The organism is Nonomuraea jabiensis, from assembly GCF_014204795.1.
In the GTDB taxonomy this organism is placed as follows: domain Bacteria; phylum Actinomycetota; class Actinomycetes; order Streptosporangiales; family Streptosporangiaceae; genus Nonomuraea; species Nonomuraea jabiensis.
Genome location: NZ_JACHMB010000001.1, coordinates 10,374,797 through 10,391,276 on the forward strand (window position 1 = coordinate 10,374,797; position 16,480 = coordinate 10,391,276).

General features: G+C 71.6%; 12 protein-coding genes. 7 read left to right on the forward strand and 5 right to left on the reverse strand.

Annotated elements, in window-relative coordinates:
* Positions 1 to 4: 4 nt before the first annotated feature.
* Together HD596_RS47475 and HD596_RS47480 are read right to left on the reverse strand one after the other, a co-directional pair.
* Entirely contained in the window at positions 5 to 535 is a 531-nt protein-coding gene (locus tag HD596_RS47475) for a phage tail protein (protein ID WP_185075892.1), read from the reverse strand.
* Positions 536 to 560: 25 nt separating this feature from the next.
* Positions 561 to 2,057, reverse strand: a complete 1,497-nt coding sequence (locus tag HD596_RS47480; protein WP_185075893.1) for a phage tail sheath family protein — start codon at positions 2,055 to 2,057, stop codon at positions 561 to 563.
* A gap of 143 nt (positions 2,058 to 2,200) precedes the next feature.
* On the opposite strand from HD596_RS47480, the gene HD596_RS47485 reads away from it, so the two are divergent.
* Positions 2,201 to 2,659, forward strand: coding sequence for a DUF3592 domain-containing protein (locus tag HD596_RS47485; RefSeq protein WP_185075894.1), 459 nt, complete (start codon positions 2,201 to 2,203; stop codon positions 2,657 to 2,659).
* A gap of 14 nt (positions 2,660 to 2,673) precedes the next feature.
* Here the strand turns inward: HD596_RS47485 and HD596_RS47490 are convergent, their stop codons facing one another.
* Entirely contained in the window at positions 2,674 to 3,201 is a 528-nt protein-coding gene (locus tag HD596_RS47490; RefSeq protein ID WP_185075895.1) for a pyridoxamine 5'-phosphate oxidase family protein, read from the reverse strand.
* A 109-nt stretch (positions 3,202 to 3,310) separates the two neighbouring features.
* Positions 3,311 to 4,693, reverse strand: a complete 1,383-nt coding sequence (locus HD596_RS47495) for a cytochrome b (RefSeq protein ID WP_185075896.1) — start codon at positions 4,691 to 4,693, stop codon at positions 3,311 to 3,313.
* Positions 4,694 to 4,853: 160 nt separating this feature from the next.
* Here HD596_RS47495 and HD596_RS47500 point away from each other — a divergent pair, with 160 nt between their 5' ends.
* The 6 genes from HD596_RS47500 to HD596_RS47525 all read left to right on the forward strand — a co-directional run bounded on the left by HD596_RS47500 (position 4,854) and on the right by HD596_RS47525 (position 15,764).
* Positions 4,854 to 5,339, forward strand: coding sequence for a SigE family RNA polymerase sigma factor (locus HD596_RS47500; protein ID WP_185075897.1), 486 nt, complete (start codon positions 4,854 to 4,856; stop codon positions 5,337 to 5,339).
* Entirely contained in the window at positions 5,336 to 6,499 is a 1,164-nt protein-coding gene (locus tag HD596_RS47505) for a hypothetical protein (RefSeq protein WP_185075898.1), read from the forward strand. Before HD596_RS47500 ends, HD596_RS47505 begins: the two co-directional genes overlap by 4 nt.
* A gap of 164 nt (positions 6,500 to 6,663) precedes the next feature.
* Positions 6,664 to 7,596 (forward strand): sulfotransferase domain-containing protein, encoded by a 933-nt coding sequence (locus tag HD596_RS47510; RefSeq protein ID WP_185075899.1) that lies wholly within the window; start codon positions 6,664 to 6,666, stop codon positions 7,594 to 7,596.
* Positions 7,597 to 7,668: 72 nt separating this feature from the next.
* Positions 7,669 to 8,838 (forward strand): peptidogalycan biosysnthesis protein, encoded by a 1,170-nt coding sequence (locus tag HD596_RS47515; protein WP_185075900.1) that lies wholly within the window; start codon positions 7,669 to 7,671, stop codon positions 8,836 to 8,838.
* A gap of 28 nt (positions 8,839 to 8,866) precedes the next feature.
* Positions 8,867 to 10,552, forward strand: coding sequence for an AMP-binding protein (locus HD596_RS47520; protein ID WP_185075901.1), 1,686 nt, complete (start codon positions 8,867 to 8,869; stop codon positions 10,550 to 10,552).
* Positions 10,545 to 15,764, forward strand: coding sequence for a type I polyketide synthase (locus HD596_RS47525; protein WP_185075902.1), 5,220 nt, complete (start codon positions 10,545 to 10,547; stop codon positions 15,762 to 15,764). Before HD596_RS47520 ends, HD596_RS47525 begins: the two co-directional genes overlap by 8 nt.
* Here the strand turns inward: HD596_RS47525 and HD596_RS47530 are convergent.
* A complete protein-coding gene (locus tag HD596_RS47530; protein WP_185075903.1) occupies positions 15,745 to 16,443 on the reverse strand; it encodes a thioesterase II family protein in 699 nt (232 codons plus the stop codon). The two genes, HD596_RS47525 and HD596_RS47530, sit on opposite strands and share 20 nt — an antisense overlap.
* Between the last annotated feature and the right edge of the window lie 37 nt (positions 16,444 to 16,480).

A 16,480-nucleotide genomic window follows, 5' to 3' on the forward strand; every position in this document is an offset into this window, starting at 1 on the left:
CCCCTCAGGAGTCCTGCTCGGTGGGCTCGGTGACGCTCAGGTCGCGCACCCATCCCTCGTTCTCCAGCTTCAGGTGCTGGATCGCGATGGCGTTGGCGTTGGCGTCGAGGTCGGGCAGCGCCTGGAACTCCGAGACCCAGCAGCGGAAGACCTGGTAGGCCAGCACCTTCTGGCCCGCCTCGTTGTAGACCTCGATGACGAGGTCCTTCCTGAAGGAGGCCAGCGCCACCTCGCGGTCCCGCTGGTCGGGGCCCGCCTGGGCGTTGGCGTAGTTCCACACCTTGTTGGCCCACTGCTCGAACTCGGGGTCGTGGGTGACCCCGCGTTCCAGCGTGATCGGCTCGTACTTGGTGCGGCCCGGCGACTTGCGGGAGCTGGAGTGGTCGCCGCCGTCGCGGTGCTCGACCACTTCCGTGGTCCGGCGCAGGGCGCTGACCTTGCTGATCCCGGCCACATACTTGTTGTCCCACTTCACCCGGAACTTGAAGTTCTTGTACGGATCCAGGCGAGTGGTGTTGACGGAGAACTGAACCATGTCGCTCCTCGGGACTGGCCGATCGTCAGGCGTCGGGACGCTTCTGCTGGATCCGGATGCGCACGAACTCGGCGGGTTTCAGCGGCTGGAAGCCGACGTCCACGTTGACGACGCCGACGTCGATGTCGGCCTGCGGGTTGTTCTCCCTGTCGCACTTGACGAAGTACGCCTCCCGGGCCGTCCTGCCCTGGAAGGCGCCCTGGCGGAACAGGCCGTCCATGAAGGCGCCGACGTTCAGCCGGATGGAGGCCCACAGCGGCTCGTCGTTGGGCTCGAACACCACCCACTTGGTGGCGCGGAACAGCGTCTCCTCGATGAACAGGGCGAGCCTGCGGACGGGCACGTACTTCCACGGGTCGCCCACCTCGTCGTTGCCCCTGCAGGTCCGCGCCCCCCACAGCACGTGCGAGTAGACGGGGAAGGTGCGCAGGCAGTTGACGCCCAGCGGGTTGAGGCCGCCGTTCTCCGCGTCGGTCAGCGCCACCGTCGCCGAACGCACGCCCGCCAGCGCCGCGTCCACCCCCGCCGGCGCCTTCCACACCCCGCGCAGCGTGTCGGTACGGGCGAACACCCCGGCCACGGTGCCGATGGGCCCCACGGTCAGGTCGGGGCCGCCCGCCGGGTCGGAGATCGTGAGGCGCGGGTAGAAGACGGCGGCGTTGCGCCCGGCGACGCCGGTGACCGGCAGCCCCGCGCCCGCCCCCGAGGTCGCGTTGGCGACGCTGGTCCAGGAGAAGGGCGGATCGAGCAGCAGCATCGCCCTGCGGTCCACGCACAGCCGGGCCGCCGCGTCGATCACCGGCGCCCAGCGGGCGTCCCTGTCGTCGGCCCCGGACGCGGGCGGCGCGAGCTGCGGCGGGATCACCAGCAGGTTGAAGATCGGCACGTCGAGCAGGGCCTGCATGCCGGTGCGCCGGACCGGGTCGCCGATCACGTCGGCAGGGCTGAGCGTCACGTCGGTCGCCTGGGTGACGGTCTTGTCCCCTTCGGGGGGCCGCTTGTCGACCGCGCTGCCGTCGGCCGGCCCGACCAGCCGGGAGGTCTCCAGCGCCCGGTCCAGCCACCTGCCGCGCAGGGCCGGATCGACGGAGATCTCGTACGTCTCGGCCGTCTTGCCGGCGACCTTGATCGTCAGCGTGTAGTGCTTGCTGTCGGCGGCGTCGTGCTTGACGGTCGCCGCCAGCGTGTTGCCGGCCGTGCCCGGGGTCCTGGCCCGCAGCTTGACGCCGTCGCCGAGGTCGATGGTGGCGTACTGGCTGTCGCCGCCGACCCGTACGACGATCGCCTTGGCGCCGCCGTTGAGGAAGAACTGGTAGACCGCGTAGCTCAGCTCGCTGCCGGTCCACAGGCCGCCGAAGGTGGTGTCGTACTCGGTCCAGCTGTTGATCGTCGTCGGGGTGCGCGGGCCCTCCAGAGCCAGGCCGACGAACGCCGCCACGGACGTGTCGACGCCGACGATCGGCCGGACCGCGCTCTCGATCTCCTCAAGATAGACACCGGGATAGGTGAATCTCGTCGCCATCGACCTTCCTCGTCCCCGTAGCCGCAGAGCCTCTGCCGGTAGTGTCGGCCCAGGCCATAACCCGGCCGTCACCCCGCCGTCACTGCGCCATCACCCCCGCACCCCCCGCCGGCCTCGTGGGGGCGATCGGGCAGACTCGTCGCATGCGTAACGGACGGCTCTTCACCATCGTGGGCGGGATCTTCGGTCTGGTCGGCCTGGTGCTGCTCTGCGTCGCCATCGCGATCGCCGTCTCCACGGCGGGCTTCCTGGCCTCGGCCGAACGGGCCGACGGCACGGTGGCCGGGCTGGCCGCGCGGACCACCACGACCCGGGGTTCGGACGGCCATACGCGTAGGACCACCTTGTGGTACCCGACCGTGGAGTTCACCGTCGACGGCAGGCGGTACGCGTTCGAGAGCTCCACCGGCAGCAACCCGCCGTCCCATGAGAAGGGCGAGAGCGTACCCGTCGCCTACGACCCGGCCGATCCGTCAGACGCGCGGATCGCGTCGTTCTGGTCGGCGTTCCTCGCCCCGCTGATCGTCGGCGGGCTGGGAGTGGTGTTCACCCCGATCGGCGCGGTGCTGTTCGTCAAGGGACGGCGGATCACCCGGCTGTGAGCCGGCCGGGCGGATCAGGACCGGGACGCCGCGATGAGCTTGTCGACATCGGGGGCGTAGACGGTCATCCAGTGCGGGTGCAGCCGGTAGTAGACCACGTCGTTGTGCCAGTCGAAGCCGTCGTCGCCGTAGAAGTCCTTCAAGTACGCGAGCAGGTCCGGCCAGTCCGCGGCCGGCTCCCCGTCCAGGGGGTTGAGGATCTCGACCGTGCCGTGGGTGAACACGCCCAGGTCCTCCCCGCTCATGTGCGCGACGCTGGCGGCGGGGCGGGCGGCGAGGTGGCGGGCCTTGGCGGCGTCGCGCGCCGTGCCGAAGTGCCACTTGCCGTGCAGGAAGTGCCCGTCCGCGCCGCTGATCCGCGGCTCGCCCTTCGCCGTCACGGTGGACAGGGCGAGCACGCGCATGCCGGTCAGGATCCGGGTGAGCTGCCCGGCTGTCATCGTGCGCTCGGTGACGATCGAGCGCAGGTGCGAGGTGGAACGGGAGAGGGAGGCTTCGAGGAGAGCCTGGAGTTCTTTGAGCTCTTCGGGCGTTTCGCGCATGGGGATCCTTGTCTGTTCGTGAGCCGGCCGGCGTCCGCCATCGACGCCGGCCGGAAAATCCATGCTCGACCCGAAACCCGACATCTTGTGTCCTGTTTATCCGGCGTTCTCATCGCCCGGAGGTGATCGCCGGCTCCTGCCGCACCGGCGTCAGCCGTTCGTGGAAGCCGCCATCCGCGGACCGCACGATGATCCCGGTCTCCACTCCGTGCTCGGCCTCGTGGCGTTCCGCCTGCTGGAGGCCCAGGCAGATCCACCGGGTGACGACGAAGGCGACGGCGGGGCCGATGACCACGGCGAACCTGAAGAAGATCGTCACAGCGTCGACCGTGAGGTGGAACTGGTGGGCGAACTGGTCGTTGGCCGCGGCCGCCCACAGCAGGCCGTAGAACGTGACGCCGGCGACCGCGACGGCCGTCTTCACCGGCGTCTCGCGGGGCCGGTCGAGCAGGTCACGCCCGGGCGTCTCGCGGGCCGTGCGGCCCGCCGGCTTGGGCCGGCCCAGCGCGTCGCGGCGGCCGCGACGCGAGGCGAGGAGGCGCTCGGCCGCCGGGTAGGCGGCCAGGGCGGTGAAAAAGACCCCGGGGATCACCAGCGTGGGGACGAGGACCGCGAGGCTGAGCGTGTAGTCCCCGAGGGTGAGCTCCCATCCGGGCATGATCCGGAGGGCGCCGTCGAGGAAGCCCATGTACCAGTCGGGGACCGAGCCCGCCGAGATCTGCGTCGGCGTCGCGGGACCGTACAGCCATATGGGGGCGATCTGGAAGCCGAACCCGAGGATGATCAGCATGCCGATCGTCGCGAGCGCCATCATCGGGCGTGCGCTCCGCCGCGCCGGCAGCGAGGCGACGAACCGGGAGTGGCCGTGCCGCCGCACCAGCAGCTCGCGGGCGACCAGCAGCGCGGCCATGACCACCGCGACCAGCAGGTGGCCGCCGTACATGACCGGGATGACCCGGTCACCGGGGAAGTCCGGGCCGAACAGCAGCGACAGAGCCCAGGTGCCCACCACCGGGACGGACTGCACGACCGACTTCATCAGCCACAGGCTGCCGCCCGACAGCAGGTCGTCCGGCAGGGCGTTGCCGGTCTCGCCCGCGGCCATGCCCAGGGCCAGGAGCGTCACCCAGATCAGCCACTGACCGGTGCGCGGGCGGCGGAACGCGCCGGTGAGGAACATGCGCAGCAGCTGCGCCACGACGGCCGCCACGAAGACGAGCGCCGCCCAGTGGTGGACCTGGCGGATGAGCAGGCCGCCGCGCACCTCCAGGCTCAGGTGCATGGTCGAGTCGAAGGCCCTGCTGACGAGGAGCCCGCGCAGCGGGCCGTACGAGCCGTCATAGGTCACCTGGGACATGCCGGGGTCGTAGAACACCATGAGCACCGCCCCGGTCACCGCCAGCACGGCGAACGACCAGACGGCGATCTCGGCGAACATGAACGACCAGTGTGAGAACTGAAACGAGCGGCGCTTGGCCGGCAACGAACGCATGTGAGCTCCCTAAACGTGCCTCACTCACAAGACGGGATCGGGCCGCGAGGTGTGACACCGAGGAGGCGCCGGCGACGGTGATTCGCGTCACCACGGGCCCGGATCCGGCGGATTTCACGAAGGACCCAACCGTTCACCGCCTCCCGGACGTCTTGTCTACATGACGGATTCCGAGGCGTTCGAGGCCTTCGTCGCCGCCTGGCACCCGCGGCTGCTGCGGGCGGCCATCCTCATCAGCGGTGACAGGCATCTGGCCGAGGACGTGCTCCAGGACGCCCTGATCAAACTGGCGCGCCGCTGGTCGAAGGTGCATACCGACCCGGTCAATTACGTCCGTACCACCTTGTACAGGGACGTGGCGTCCAGCTGGCGGAGGAGACGGGAATTCGCCTACGGGGAGCCGCCCGACCTGGCGGATCACGACACGTCGGGAGCGTCGGACCTGAAGGTGGTGTTCGCCCGCGCGCTGGCCAGGCTGCCGGTGAAGCAGCGGGCGGTGCTGGTGCTGCGCTTCTACGAGGACCTGCCGGTCGGGGAGGTCGCCGCGATCCTGCGGGTCTCGCCCGGGACCGTGAAGAGCCAGACGCACGCGGCGCTGAAGCGGTTGCGCGAGGTCGCTCCCGAGCTGGAAGAGGTGTTGATATGACGGACCAGAGGCTGCGGGAGCTCTTCGACGATCTGGCCGAGACCCTGCCCGAGGGGTCGTCCCGCGCGGGCGAGCTGTGGCGGCAGGGCACGCGCGGCAGGGCCCGCCGCCGGTGGGTGGTGGTCGCGGTGGCCGCGGCGGTCACCGCGCTGGTCGCGGTGGAGCTCGCCGTGTCGCCGGAGCCGGTCGAGCGCGGCATCGCCGTGTATCCCAGCGTCACGCCCACGATCGCGCCGCCCCCGCCCATGGACACGGCGCCGCCGCCCGGCGGCGAGGCGGGGCTGCCCGCGCTGGCGACCGGGCTGCCGCAGAGGTGGGCCGGCATCCCCGCGGTGACCGCGGTTCCCGGACCCGTCCTGGCGCTGGCCGAGTTCGGCGACGGGCGGATCTACCTGATGAAGTCCGGCGGCCGCGTCCCTCTCGATGTGAAGCTGCGTGACTCCGTGGACTCGGCCGGCAACGGCGGGACGCCGCTGAAGCCCAACTCGCTCTCCCCCGACGGGACGATGGCCGCCTTCCCGCAGAAGGACGCGGTGGTGGTCGTCGACCTCGTGATCGGCCAGGCCAGGCGCTACCCGGTGCCGGGGTTCAACGAGGTGGTGCTCTGGCGCGGCGAGCAGCTCCTCGTCGAGCAGGAGGAGGCGAACTACCTGCTCGACCTGGCCACGGGGAAGGCGCGGCAGCAGGCGTACAAGGGCTTCACGGGTGTGGCGGGCTTCCGCGACCTCAGGATCGTCTCGCCCGGCGAAGGCGGCCGGACGGTCATCCAGGAGGGCGGGTCGGAGGTGACGCTGGACGTCCGGGGCATCACCGACGAGGGCAGCATGCCCGTGGGCGTCCTGGGCAACCACGGATGGCAGCGCGGCGACCTCGTCGCCAGGTCCGCGTCCGCCCACGACCAGGCGGAGAAGGCGGACGTGGTCGTCGTGGCCGACGCCGACACGGGACGGGTGCTCAGGACGCTGCTCCTGCCCTGGGGCGATGGTCCCGGCATGAGGTGCGGGAAGGGCGGCTGCCCCGTACGCGGCTGGATCGGCCAGGACACGGTGATCATCGAGAGCGGGGACCGGCTGCTCGGCTGGAACATCGGCACCGGCGCGCTGTCGCGCGTCGCCGAACTGCCCGACGAGGTGACCGCCTACTCCCTGCGCGGTTGGTGAGCGCCCAGGCGTTTCCGATCTGCAAATGCCCAGACAGGAGGTTTACCAGAACAATTCCCGGCTAGTCAGATCAGTAATGTGGCTAACGTGCGATTCTTATACGGAATGCGCACGCACAATCACATACCTTCCGTAACTCTCATTCAGTGATTAAACTCACACAAATGACGACGCAACTAGCTCGTTACCTCACACCGATGGAGGACAGCTCTCGGTGGGACGGGTTCCAATTCCGGCCTGGCGACATCGTCATCAATTCCCCCGCGAAGTGCGGCACCACCTGGACCCAGATGATCTGCGCGCTCCTGGTCTTCCAGACGCCCCGACTCCCCGCGCCCCTGTCGAGCCTCTCACCGTGGATCGACATGCTCGTACGTCCGAAGCAGGAGGTCTGGGACCACCTGGCCGCGCAGCGGCACCGCCGTTTCATCAAGACCCACATTCCGCTCGACGGCATCCCGGCCGATCCGCAGGTCACCTACATCACGGTGGGGCGGGATCCGCGCGATGTCGCCATCTCCCTGCGCAGCCACGGCAAGAACCTCAAACGTGACGTGATCCGCCGGCTGATCCACCAGGCCGCCCACCCCGGCAACGGGGCGGCCGACGCCCCGGTCGACGGTCACGACGAAAGGGACCTCCTCGACGAACGGACGTACTTGTTACGTTGGGTCGACAACGACGACTCGCCGTACGTCAACCTCGACTCGCTGCGGGCGCTGATCTGGACGCAGAGCCGCGCCTGGGTCCGCCGCGAGGAGCCGAACGTCATCCTGCTCCACTACGCCGAGCTCTCCGAGGACCTCGCCGGCCAGATGCGACGGCTCGCCGAACGGCTGGACATCGAGATCGACGAGAGCAAGTGGCCGGAGCTGGTCGAGGCGGCGACGTTCCAGCAGATGCGAAATCGCGCGGACGAACTCGCACCCGACGAGCAACTGGGCTACATCCGCGATCGCGAACGCTTTTTCCGCAGCGGTAAGTCGGGCCAATGGCAGCAGTTCCTCACCGCTGAGGATCGAGCGCACTACGACCGACGGGTAGCCGAGTTCGCCGAGCCGGACCTGCTCGCGTGGCTCCATCATGAGCCCGGCTGACGGCCTGACTGCGGTGTTTCGATGACGCACCAGAAAATTCCAGAAATACAGCCAGAAGTAGTAGCCAGGCCCGTGACGGTCGAGCGCGTCCCCTCGTTGGACGACATCGCCGGGGGCGCGTGGGACGACGTCGCCGACCCGCGGGACATGTTCCAGAGCCGCGCGTGGCTGCGGGCTCTGGAGCAGTCCGGTGAGGCGCCCGTCACGTACCTGATCGCCCGGCGACCAGGGCACCCTCGGATCCTCGGCGCCCTTCCCCTCTATGACTCGCTCCCCAGTCGTGGTGACTTCCTGTACTGGCCGGAGCTCCACTTCCAGGACCTCCTGCACGCCGCGGGTCCGCCCGGTGGCCGGCTGGGACTGCTGGCCGGTTCGCGTGCGGGATTCAGCACGCGGCTCATCGTGGACCGCGCCCTGCCGGCCGCGACCAGGACGGAGGTGCTGCGCGCCCTTCGGGATGCCGCCTGCGCCGTGGCGGTCGAGCGCGGGCTCCCGTACACCTTCTTCCTGTTCCTCGACGCCTCCGCGTGGCGGGACCTCGCTCCGGTCGCCGGCGGCGGAGATCACCACCGGTTGGCGAGCGTCGCGCAGACCGAGCTGGAGCTCCCCGGTGCGGACTTCGAGGATTACCTCGCGACGCTGCCGCGGAACACCCGCACCAGCGTCCGCAGGGAGGTGGGGCTCTTCACCAGGACCTGCGCGACCGAGACCGTCCCTCTCCGCGAGGCCGTCACGACCGTCGCGCCGATGATCGTGAACGTGCGGGCCAAGCACGGGATGGCGTACAGCGTGGACGCGGTCACGCGGCGCCTCGCGGCGTACTCCTCCGCGCTGGGAGACGCCGCGGCGACGGCCCTGCTGTGCCGGGTGCGGGGCCGGGTCGTCGGCGCCGGGGTCCTGTGCCGCTGGCACGACCGGCTGTACGTGACGGACTTCGGGCGCCTCGACGACGACGGAGCGCCCGACCCGTTCGTGTACTTCAACGCGACGATCTACGAACCGGTCAAGCACGCCTATGCGATGGGCCTGTCGAGCGTCGTCACCGGTGCCGGGGCGGAGCTGGGCAAGGCCCGGCGCGGTTCGGCCGTGCTCCCGCTGATGCACGTGGCGTGGGCGGCGGCCGGAGATCGCCCGGACCGCCGGATCGACACCGCGCCGGCGGAGACGCGCAGGAAGCACTGGAGCGAGCTGCGCAGCGCTCACCCCAGGTACTTCCACCCGGTCTGGGATGAGCTGTTATGACGCCGACGCCGAGCCGAGGGAGGCCAGCGTGAGCCGAGGGGACAAGCTGATCAGTCCCGTCCGTGACCCGGCCGGCACCGCCGTGCCGGGGCTGCTGGGACGGGTGCCACGTGACCCGGGCAGGGTCGCCCTGGTCCACGAGGGCCGAGACCTCACCTTCGGCGACGTCGCCGCGCTCGGCGAGGACGTCGCCGACGTCGTGCGGGCTCACCGCCTGGAGGGCCGCGTGGTGGGCGTGCCGGCGGAGCGGAGCCCGGAGTTCGTCGCGCGGATCGTGGGCGTCTGGGGCGCGGGCGCCGTCCCGGCGATCCTCGGGGACTGGGGTCCCGAGCGGGTGCGCGCGGCATTGACGGCCTCCGGCGCCGCGGCGGCCTTCGGGCCGGCCCTGACCGAGCTGCAGCCGCTGCACACCGGCCGGCGGCTCCATGCCGGAGACGCGGGAGAAGTCAGTCATGTCCTCTTCACGTCCGGCACGACGGGGAAGCCGAAGGGCATCGTCGTCGGGCGGGCGGCCTTCGAGGCCGCCAGTGAGGCGTTCTTCAAGGAACTGCCCATGGACGAATCCGACCGGATCGCCTTTCTCAGCAGGCCCGGACACGACCCGAGCCTGCGGGAGCTGATCGCGCCCTGGCTCACCGGTGCGACGCTGTTCATTCCCGACAGCCGCACGGCCGCGGATCCCCGGCTGCTGGCGGCCTGGCTCTCGCGGCATTCCATCACCGTGCTCCAGGGCTCGCCGGTCCTGCTCCAGCTCATGGCGGGCGCGTCGCGGCTTCCCGTCGAGAGCCTGCGGCTGGTCTGCTCGGTGGGGGCCCGGCTCACGGCCGCGGCGCTGCGGTCGGCGGCCCGGTTCGCGCCGCGTGCCACCATCGCCAACTGCTACGGCGCGTCGGAGACCCCGCAGGTCGTATGCATGCACCAGGTGCCGCCCGGCGAGGGGGCCGCGAGCGAGGATCCGGTTCCGATCGGACGCGCGCTCGGCCACGCCTCCGTCAAGATCGGCGATGAAGGCCGGCTGCACGTGGAAGCCGCCGCCTGCGCGCTCGGCTACACGGACGGAACCCCGCTGCCGGCCTCCGGCCACGACGGCCGGCGCTGGTACGACACCGGCGACATCGTCCGCCTGCTGCCGGACGGCTCGATGTGCTTCCTCCGGCGGGCGGACCGGCAGGTCCAGGTCAACGGCGTGCGCGTGGAGCTGGACGAGATCGAGGGCGCGGCCGCCCGGGTCGCGGGCGTCGTCGACGCGGTGGCGACGTACGTCGAGGACGGCAGCGGAGTCGGGTCCGTGCGCCTGACCGTCGTACGCGGCCCCACGGCGGCGGTGGACGGCGAAGAGCTCCGTGCGGTGCTCAGCGACTGCCTGGACCCCGCGGTCATGCCCGCCGGCATCGAGGTGCGCGACTCGTCGCCGAAGGATCAACCCGGCGCGCAGGGCGAGGAGCGGCCGGCGACGCTGTGGGAGGTGCTGCACGACAGCGCGCAGCTCGTGCTCGGCCCAGGCCGAGGCCGGATCGACCCCGACGGCGGCTTCTTCGACGCCGGTTTCACCTCGATGTCCCTCATGCGATTCGTGGCGGAGGTCTCCGTCCGTCTCGGAACGGAGATTTCTCCCGTCCTCGTCTTCCAGTATCCGACCCTGAACGCTTTTGCCGATCACCTGCGGGAGAACCTCGATGAAGGGCGCGACTCGGAGGGCGGACGACATGGGTGACCTCGTTGAGCCGATCGCGATCATCGGGATGGCCGGTCGTTTCCCCGGTGCGGCCGACACCCGGGAGCTGTGGAGCAACCTCGTGGCCGGACAGGAGGCGGTGCGTTTCCCGTCCGCGGACGAGCTCCGGTCGCGCGGCGTGTCGCGTGAAGCGCTGGACGACCCGGCCTACGTGCGGGCAGTGGCGGAACCCGAGGGCATCGACCTGTTCGACGCCGGGTTCTTCCGCCTGACCCCGCGTGAGGCCGAGGCGTGCGACCCGCAGCTGCGGCTGTACCTGGAGACCTCGCACGCCGCCGTCGAGAACGCCGGCTACGACGCCTCGGGGCTCGGCAGAGCGGGCGTGTTCTCGTCGGTCGCCGCCAACCGCTACGGGATCGGCCGCGTCCTGGGGAGCCTGGAGGCGCTGCGGAGTGCCACCGGCATGGCGGCCGGCATGTGGAACAACCCCGACAGCGCCTCGACGCTGGTCTCGTACAAGCTGAACCTGCACGGCCCGAGCATGACCGTGCAGAGCGCGTGTTCGAGCTCGCTCGTGGCCGTGCAGCTGGCCGTGAACGCGCTCCGGCTGCGCGAGTGCGACGTCGCCCTGGCCGGCGGCGCCGACGTCGAGTTCCCCGTCGGTCACGGGTACTGGTGGGCGCAGGACGGCCCGCTGAGCCGGGACGGCCACTGCCGCCCCTTCGACGCGGCGGCCGGCGGCACGATCTTCGGCAGCGGCGTCGGCGTCGTGGTGCTCAAGCGGCTCTCCGACGCCCTGGCCGACGGCGACCGGATCTCCGCGGTGATCCGGGCCGTGGCCGTCAACAACGACGGCGCGAACAAGGTCGGCTTCACCGCGCCCAGCGCTGATCGGCAGGCGGAGGTCGTGCTGAGAGCTCTGGAGCTCGCCGGCGTGGGCCCCGAGGACATCGGGTACGTCGAGGCGCACGCCACCGCGACCCGGCTGGGTGACGCCATCGAGATCGCGGCGCTGCGGAAGGCGTTCGGCGCCCGGGCGGCGCCCGGGCGGTGTCCCATCGGATCGATCAAGGGGAACGTGGGCCACCTGGGTCACGCGGCCGGGATCACCTCGCTGATCAAGGCCGCGCTGTCGCTGGCCCACGAGCAGATCCCCGCGAGCATCAACCTCGAGGAGGTGAACCCGCTCCTCGGGCTCGGGGACTCGCCGTTCTTCGTCAACGACGCGCTGCGGCCCTGGCCTCGATCGGCCGGCCACCGGCGCCTGGCGGGGGTCAGCTCGTTCGGGATCGGGGGCACGAACGCGCACGCGATCCTCGAAGAGGCGCCGCCCCGCGCGGTCGCCCCCGCTCCGGGGCCCACGCAGCTGATCGTGTGGTCAGGGCGGACGCCGTCCGCGGCCGAGGCCTACCCGGAGCGGCTCGCCCGGTCCTTCGAGGAGAGCGCGGACCGGCTCTGCGATGTCGCGTTCACGCTGCAGGAGGGGCGCACGCCGCACCCGGTCCGGGGCGCCGTGGTGGTCGAGAGCCTGTCCGACGCGGCCACCGCCGTGCTCGACCACGCCAGGCGGATCGTCACGCCGGAGGAGCGGGCGGACCGGAGCACCGTGTTCCTGTTCCCGGGCGAAGGGGCGCAGCACGCCCGCATGGCGGCGGAGCTCCATCGCACCGAACCGGCGTTCAGGGCGGCGCTCGACGAGTGCTTCGACCTGTTCGAGGCTCACGGCCTGGCGCAGCGAGACAGCTGGGAGGGGACGCCGGACGGCCCGCAGGACTCCACCGTGCTCTTCAGCGTCGAGTACGCGCTGGGGCGGCTGTGGCTGGCGCTGGGCGTCGAGCCGGACGTGCTGCTCGGCCACGGCGTCGGGGAGTTCGCGGCCGCCGCGCTCGCCGAGGTGTTCACCCTGCCGGAGGCGGTACGGCTGGTGAGCGCCCGGGCCAGGGCGCTGGCCGAGGCCCCCCAGGGCGCGATGGTGGCGGTCGCGGCCGGTCTGGACACCGTGTCGCCGCTGCTCTTCGGGACCCTGGACGTCGCCGTGGTGAACAGCGACCGGCGGACGGTCGTCGGCGGATCGCCGCAGGACGTGCGCCGCTTCGAGGCCGAGGTCCTCGCCGGGGCGGGGATCGCCGCCTCCCGGCTGAGATCGCGGCACGCCTTCCACACCCCGGCCATGGCGAGCGCCGCCGAGCGGTTCCGCCCGGCCTTCGACGGCATCCGGCCGCGCGCTCCCCGCTGGAAGATCTGCTCCGCGTCCACGGGCGGGCCGGTGGAGGCGGCCCAGGCGCGCAGCGTGGACTTCTGGGTCCGGCAGCTCACCCGGCCCGTCCTGATCAAGCAGGCGCTCGACGCCGTGCTGTCCGGCGGTGACCGGGTGCTGGTGGAGGTGGGCCCCGGGCGGACGCTCACCACGCTGGCGCGCTCCCATCCACAGGTGCGCGCCAAGCGGCACCTGGCGGTGCCGACGCTCCCGGGCGGGCCGTCGAAGGGCGCCACCGAACGCACCTCGTTCCTTCACGCGCTGGCCCGGATGTGGACCCTTGGCGCGGAGGTGAACTGGTCGGCGCTGAGCGCCACGGGTTCTCGTGAACGCGTGCCCCTGCCGGGCTACCCGTACCAGCGCGAGCGGCACTGGATCGAGCCGGCGTCGCCGAGCGGCCCGCCCGCTCCGGAGGCGCGGGAACCGGCGGGCCGCTCGGTGTTCCGGCTGCCCACGTGGGTGGAGGCGGCACCGGCCGGGCACCGCGACACCCCCGCCCGGGACCGGCCGCTGGTGTTCCTGCCGGACGATCCGCACCGCGCCGCCGAGCTGGCCGCCCTGCTCGGCAAGGCCGGGTGGAATGCGTTACGGGTGCGGCACGGCACCTCGTACTCGGGGGCGGGAGACGAGTTCGTGATCCGCCACCGCCACCCGGCCGACGTCGTCCGGCTGCTGGACGAGCTGCGGGACGCGCGGCGGTACCCGGACCTCATCGTCGACGCGACGCAGCTCGGAGTCCCGGCCGAGCCCGACCTGAGCAACATCGACGACCAGCTCGACACCGGCTTCCACCGGATCGTCGAGCTCCTGCGGGAAGCCGCGCGGCGGGCGCCCGACAAGCGCGCCCGCGACGTGCTGGTCGTCACCGAACTGTCCGCGGACGTGACGGGCGGCGAGGCCGTGCACCCGGTGCGGGCCATGCTGCTCGGGCTCCTGCGGAGCTACCTGCTGGAGAACCCGCGCGCCACGTGCAGGCTCGTCGACGTCCAGGGCGGCGCGATCGACGACCGGCTGCTCGCGGAGCTGCGCGGCCCTAAGCGCTCGGAGATCGTCGCCCTGCGGGGGGACCGGCGCTGGGTCCCCGGCGAGCGGGAGCTCGTCCCTGACGGGCTGGATCCCGCCGGCCTGCGCCGCGGGGGTGCCTACGTCATCACCGGCGGGCTCGGCGGCCTCGGCCTGGCGGTGGCGCGCGGCCTGGCGGACACCGGCCTGCGACCACGGTTGCTGCTGCTGGGCCGCCACGTGACGGGCGGGCACGACGCCGAGCTCGCCGAGATCCGGGCGCTCGGAGCCGAGTGCCGCGTCGAGGCCTGCGACGTGACCGACGTGGAGGCGCTGCGGGGCGCGATCGACCGGGCGTCGGACGCTTTCGGGGGCATCAACGGGGTGTTCCACCTGGCCGGCGTGGCGGGAGGGGGCATGCTGCAGTTCCGGACGCGGGAGCAGGTGTCGGCGACGCTCGCGCCGAAGGTCCACGGCACGCTGGCCCTGGTCGAGGTGCTGCGGGGCCGGGCGGAGCTCGACTTCTTCGTGGCCTTCTCCAGCCGCGCGGCGCTCAGGGGACTGGTCGGCAGCGCCGACTACGCCGCGGCGAACGCCTTCCTCGACGCGGTGGTGCGCCGGCAGCCCCTGCCCGGCTGCGCCTCGATGACCATCAACTGGCCGTCCTGGGCCGAGGTCGGCATGGCCGCCCGCCAGGGGCGGCAGCCGCAGGCCCGGCGCTCCGGATCGGGGGCGGAGGAGCGCCGGTGGTCCACCCCGCTGTCGGCCGAGGACTATCCGATCCTGGACGAACACCGCATGAACGGCGTGCCGGTGCTGCCGGGCACGGCCCAGGTCGACTTCGTCCTGCGGGCCTTCCGCGAGGCGGTCGATCACCCGAACGGGCGGCCCGCGCAGCTGCGCCACATGGTCTTCCGGCAGCCGATCACCACTCCGGAGCCCGTGTCGCTCGAAGTGGGCTTCGAACCGCATGAGGACCTCTGGCGATTCACCGTCCGCACCGCGCCGCTCTCGCCGTCCCCCGGCGACTACCGCGTCCACACGACGGGTGAGATCCGGCTGGCGGACGCCAGGGCGGGCACGGTGGACCTGGACGGGCTGCGCGCGTCGCTGCCCGAGCGGCGGGTGCCCGCCAACGACCCTGGCAACCGGCTGTTCACCATCGGTCCGCGGTGGCCGGGCGAGGAGATCTGGATCTCCGGGGAGGACGCCGGCACGAAGCTCGCCGTACTCACCTTTCCCGAGGCGTTCGGCCACGAGCTCGACGAGCACGCCCTGCATCCCACCCTGCTGGACGCGGCGGTGTCGCTGGCGCGGGATCCCGACCATGAGCCGCCGCACGCGCCGTTCGCCTACCAGTCGATCGTGGTGCACCGGCCGATACCGGGGCTCGCGTACAGCCACATCCGCCGGCGCCCGAGCGGTCCGGACACGATCGTGGCCGACATCGACGTGCTGACGGCCGGCGGTGACGTCGCCGTGGAGGTCAGGGGCTTCACCATGCGCCGCGTCGACGAATCCATGGTCGCCCCCGAGACCTACCGGGAGGAGCGGGGCCCGGGGATCATGCCCGCGGCCGGGGTCGGCATGCTGCTGCGCATGCTGGGCCGGCCGGGCCACAGGCAAGTGGCGATCACCTTGCCGGGTGAGGACGCCGTCCTGAGGAACCCCGAGGTCATGCCGGACGACGGTCCAGGCGAGGACGCGCCGGCCGATTCACCCGAACGGATCTCGGATGAGACGCCGCCGGACGAGGAGTCGCTGGAGGCCCGGCTGACGGAGATGTGGTGTGCCGAATTCGGGGTGGAGTCGGTCCGCCCCGACGAGAACTTCTTCGAGCTGGGCGGCGACTCCTTCGCCGCCGTGGGCCTGGTCGAGGAGATCCGCAGGGGTTTCGGCGTGGACGTCGGCATCGCCGTGGTCTTCGACCACCCGACGGTGGCCGAGCTCTCCGCCGAGCTGCGGCGGCTGCTCAGCCACGAACCTTCCTGACCCATTCGCGAAGGGTCTCGGCAGGCAGCTGCTCGACGATCTGGTGGCCGCCGTCGATCAGCTGGACCGAGAGCCACTCCGTCGTGTACTGGCCCCAGTCGTCGAGGCACTCGGTGTCCCAGGAGCTCGCATCGTCTCTGGCGCCGACCGCGACGATCGGCGCGTTGAGCATCGGGCGCGGGTCCGACTCCAGATAGCGGTTGAGGAGGTGGTACTCGGAGCGCCAGAGACGTGCGTACTCGGGCAGGGCCACCGTGTCCAGGATGTGCGGCGGCGCCTCGATCTCCTCGGCCAGCGCCCGGTCCGGCAGCTCCGCCAGGGGCGAGACCGGCGTGCGATGCGGCGGGTACTGGCACATGACGACGATGCCGCGGAGCCGCCCCTCCAGGTGCTTGGCCGCCTCCAGGCAGACCAGGGCACCCATGCTGTGGCCCACGAGCACGACCTCGGTGGCGCCGGAGTCCGCGACGACGGACGCGAGCGCCGCGCCGCGCTCGTCGATGGAGGGCACGCTCATCGGCTCGCTCCAGTTGGCCCGGCGGATGACAGGTTCCCGGCCCGGCTCGTTCCACCGGTCCACGAACTTCGTCCGGCCCCCCAGTCCGGGAACGAAGATGACGGCGTGGTCACCATCGAGTGCCGGGCTGACGACATAACTCGCAGATTCCTGACCACCCATGTAATTCGCTCCTCATTAACCCCTGACAATACTGGAT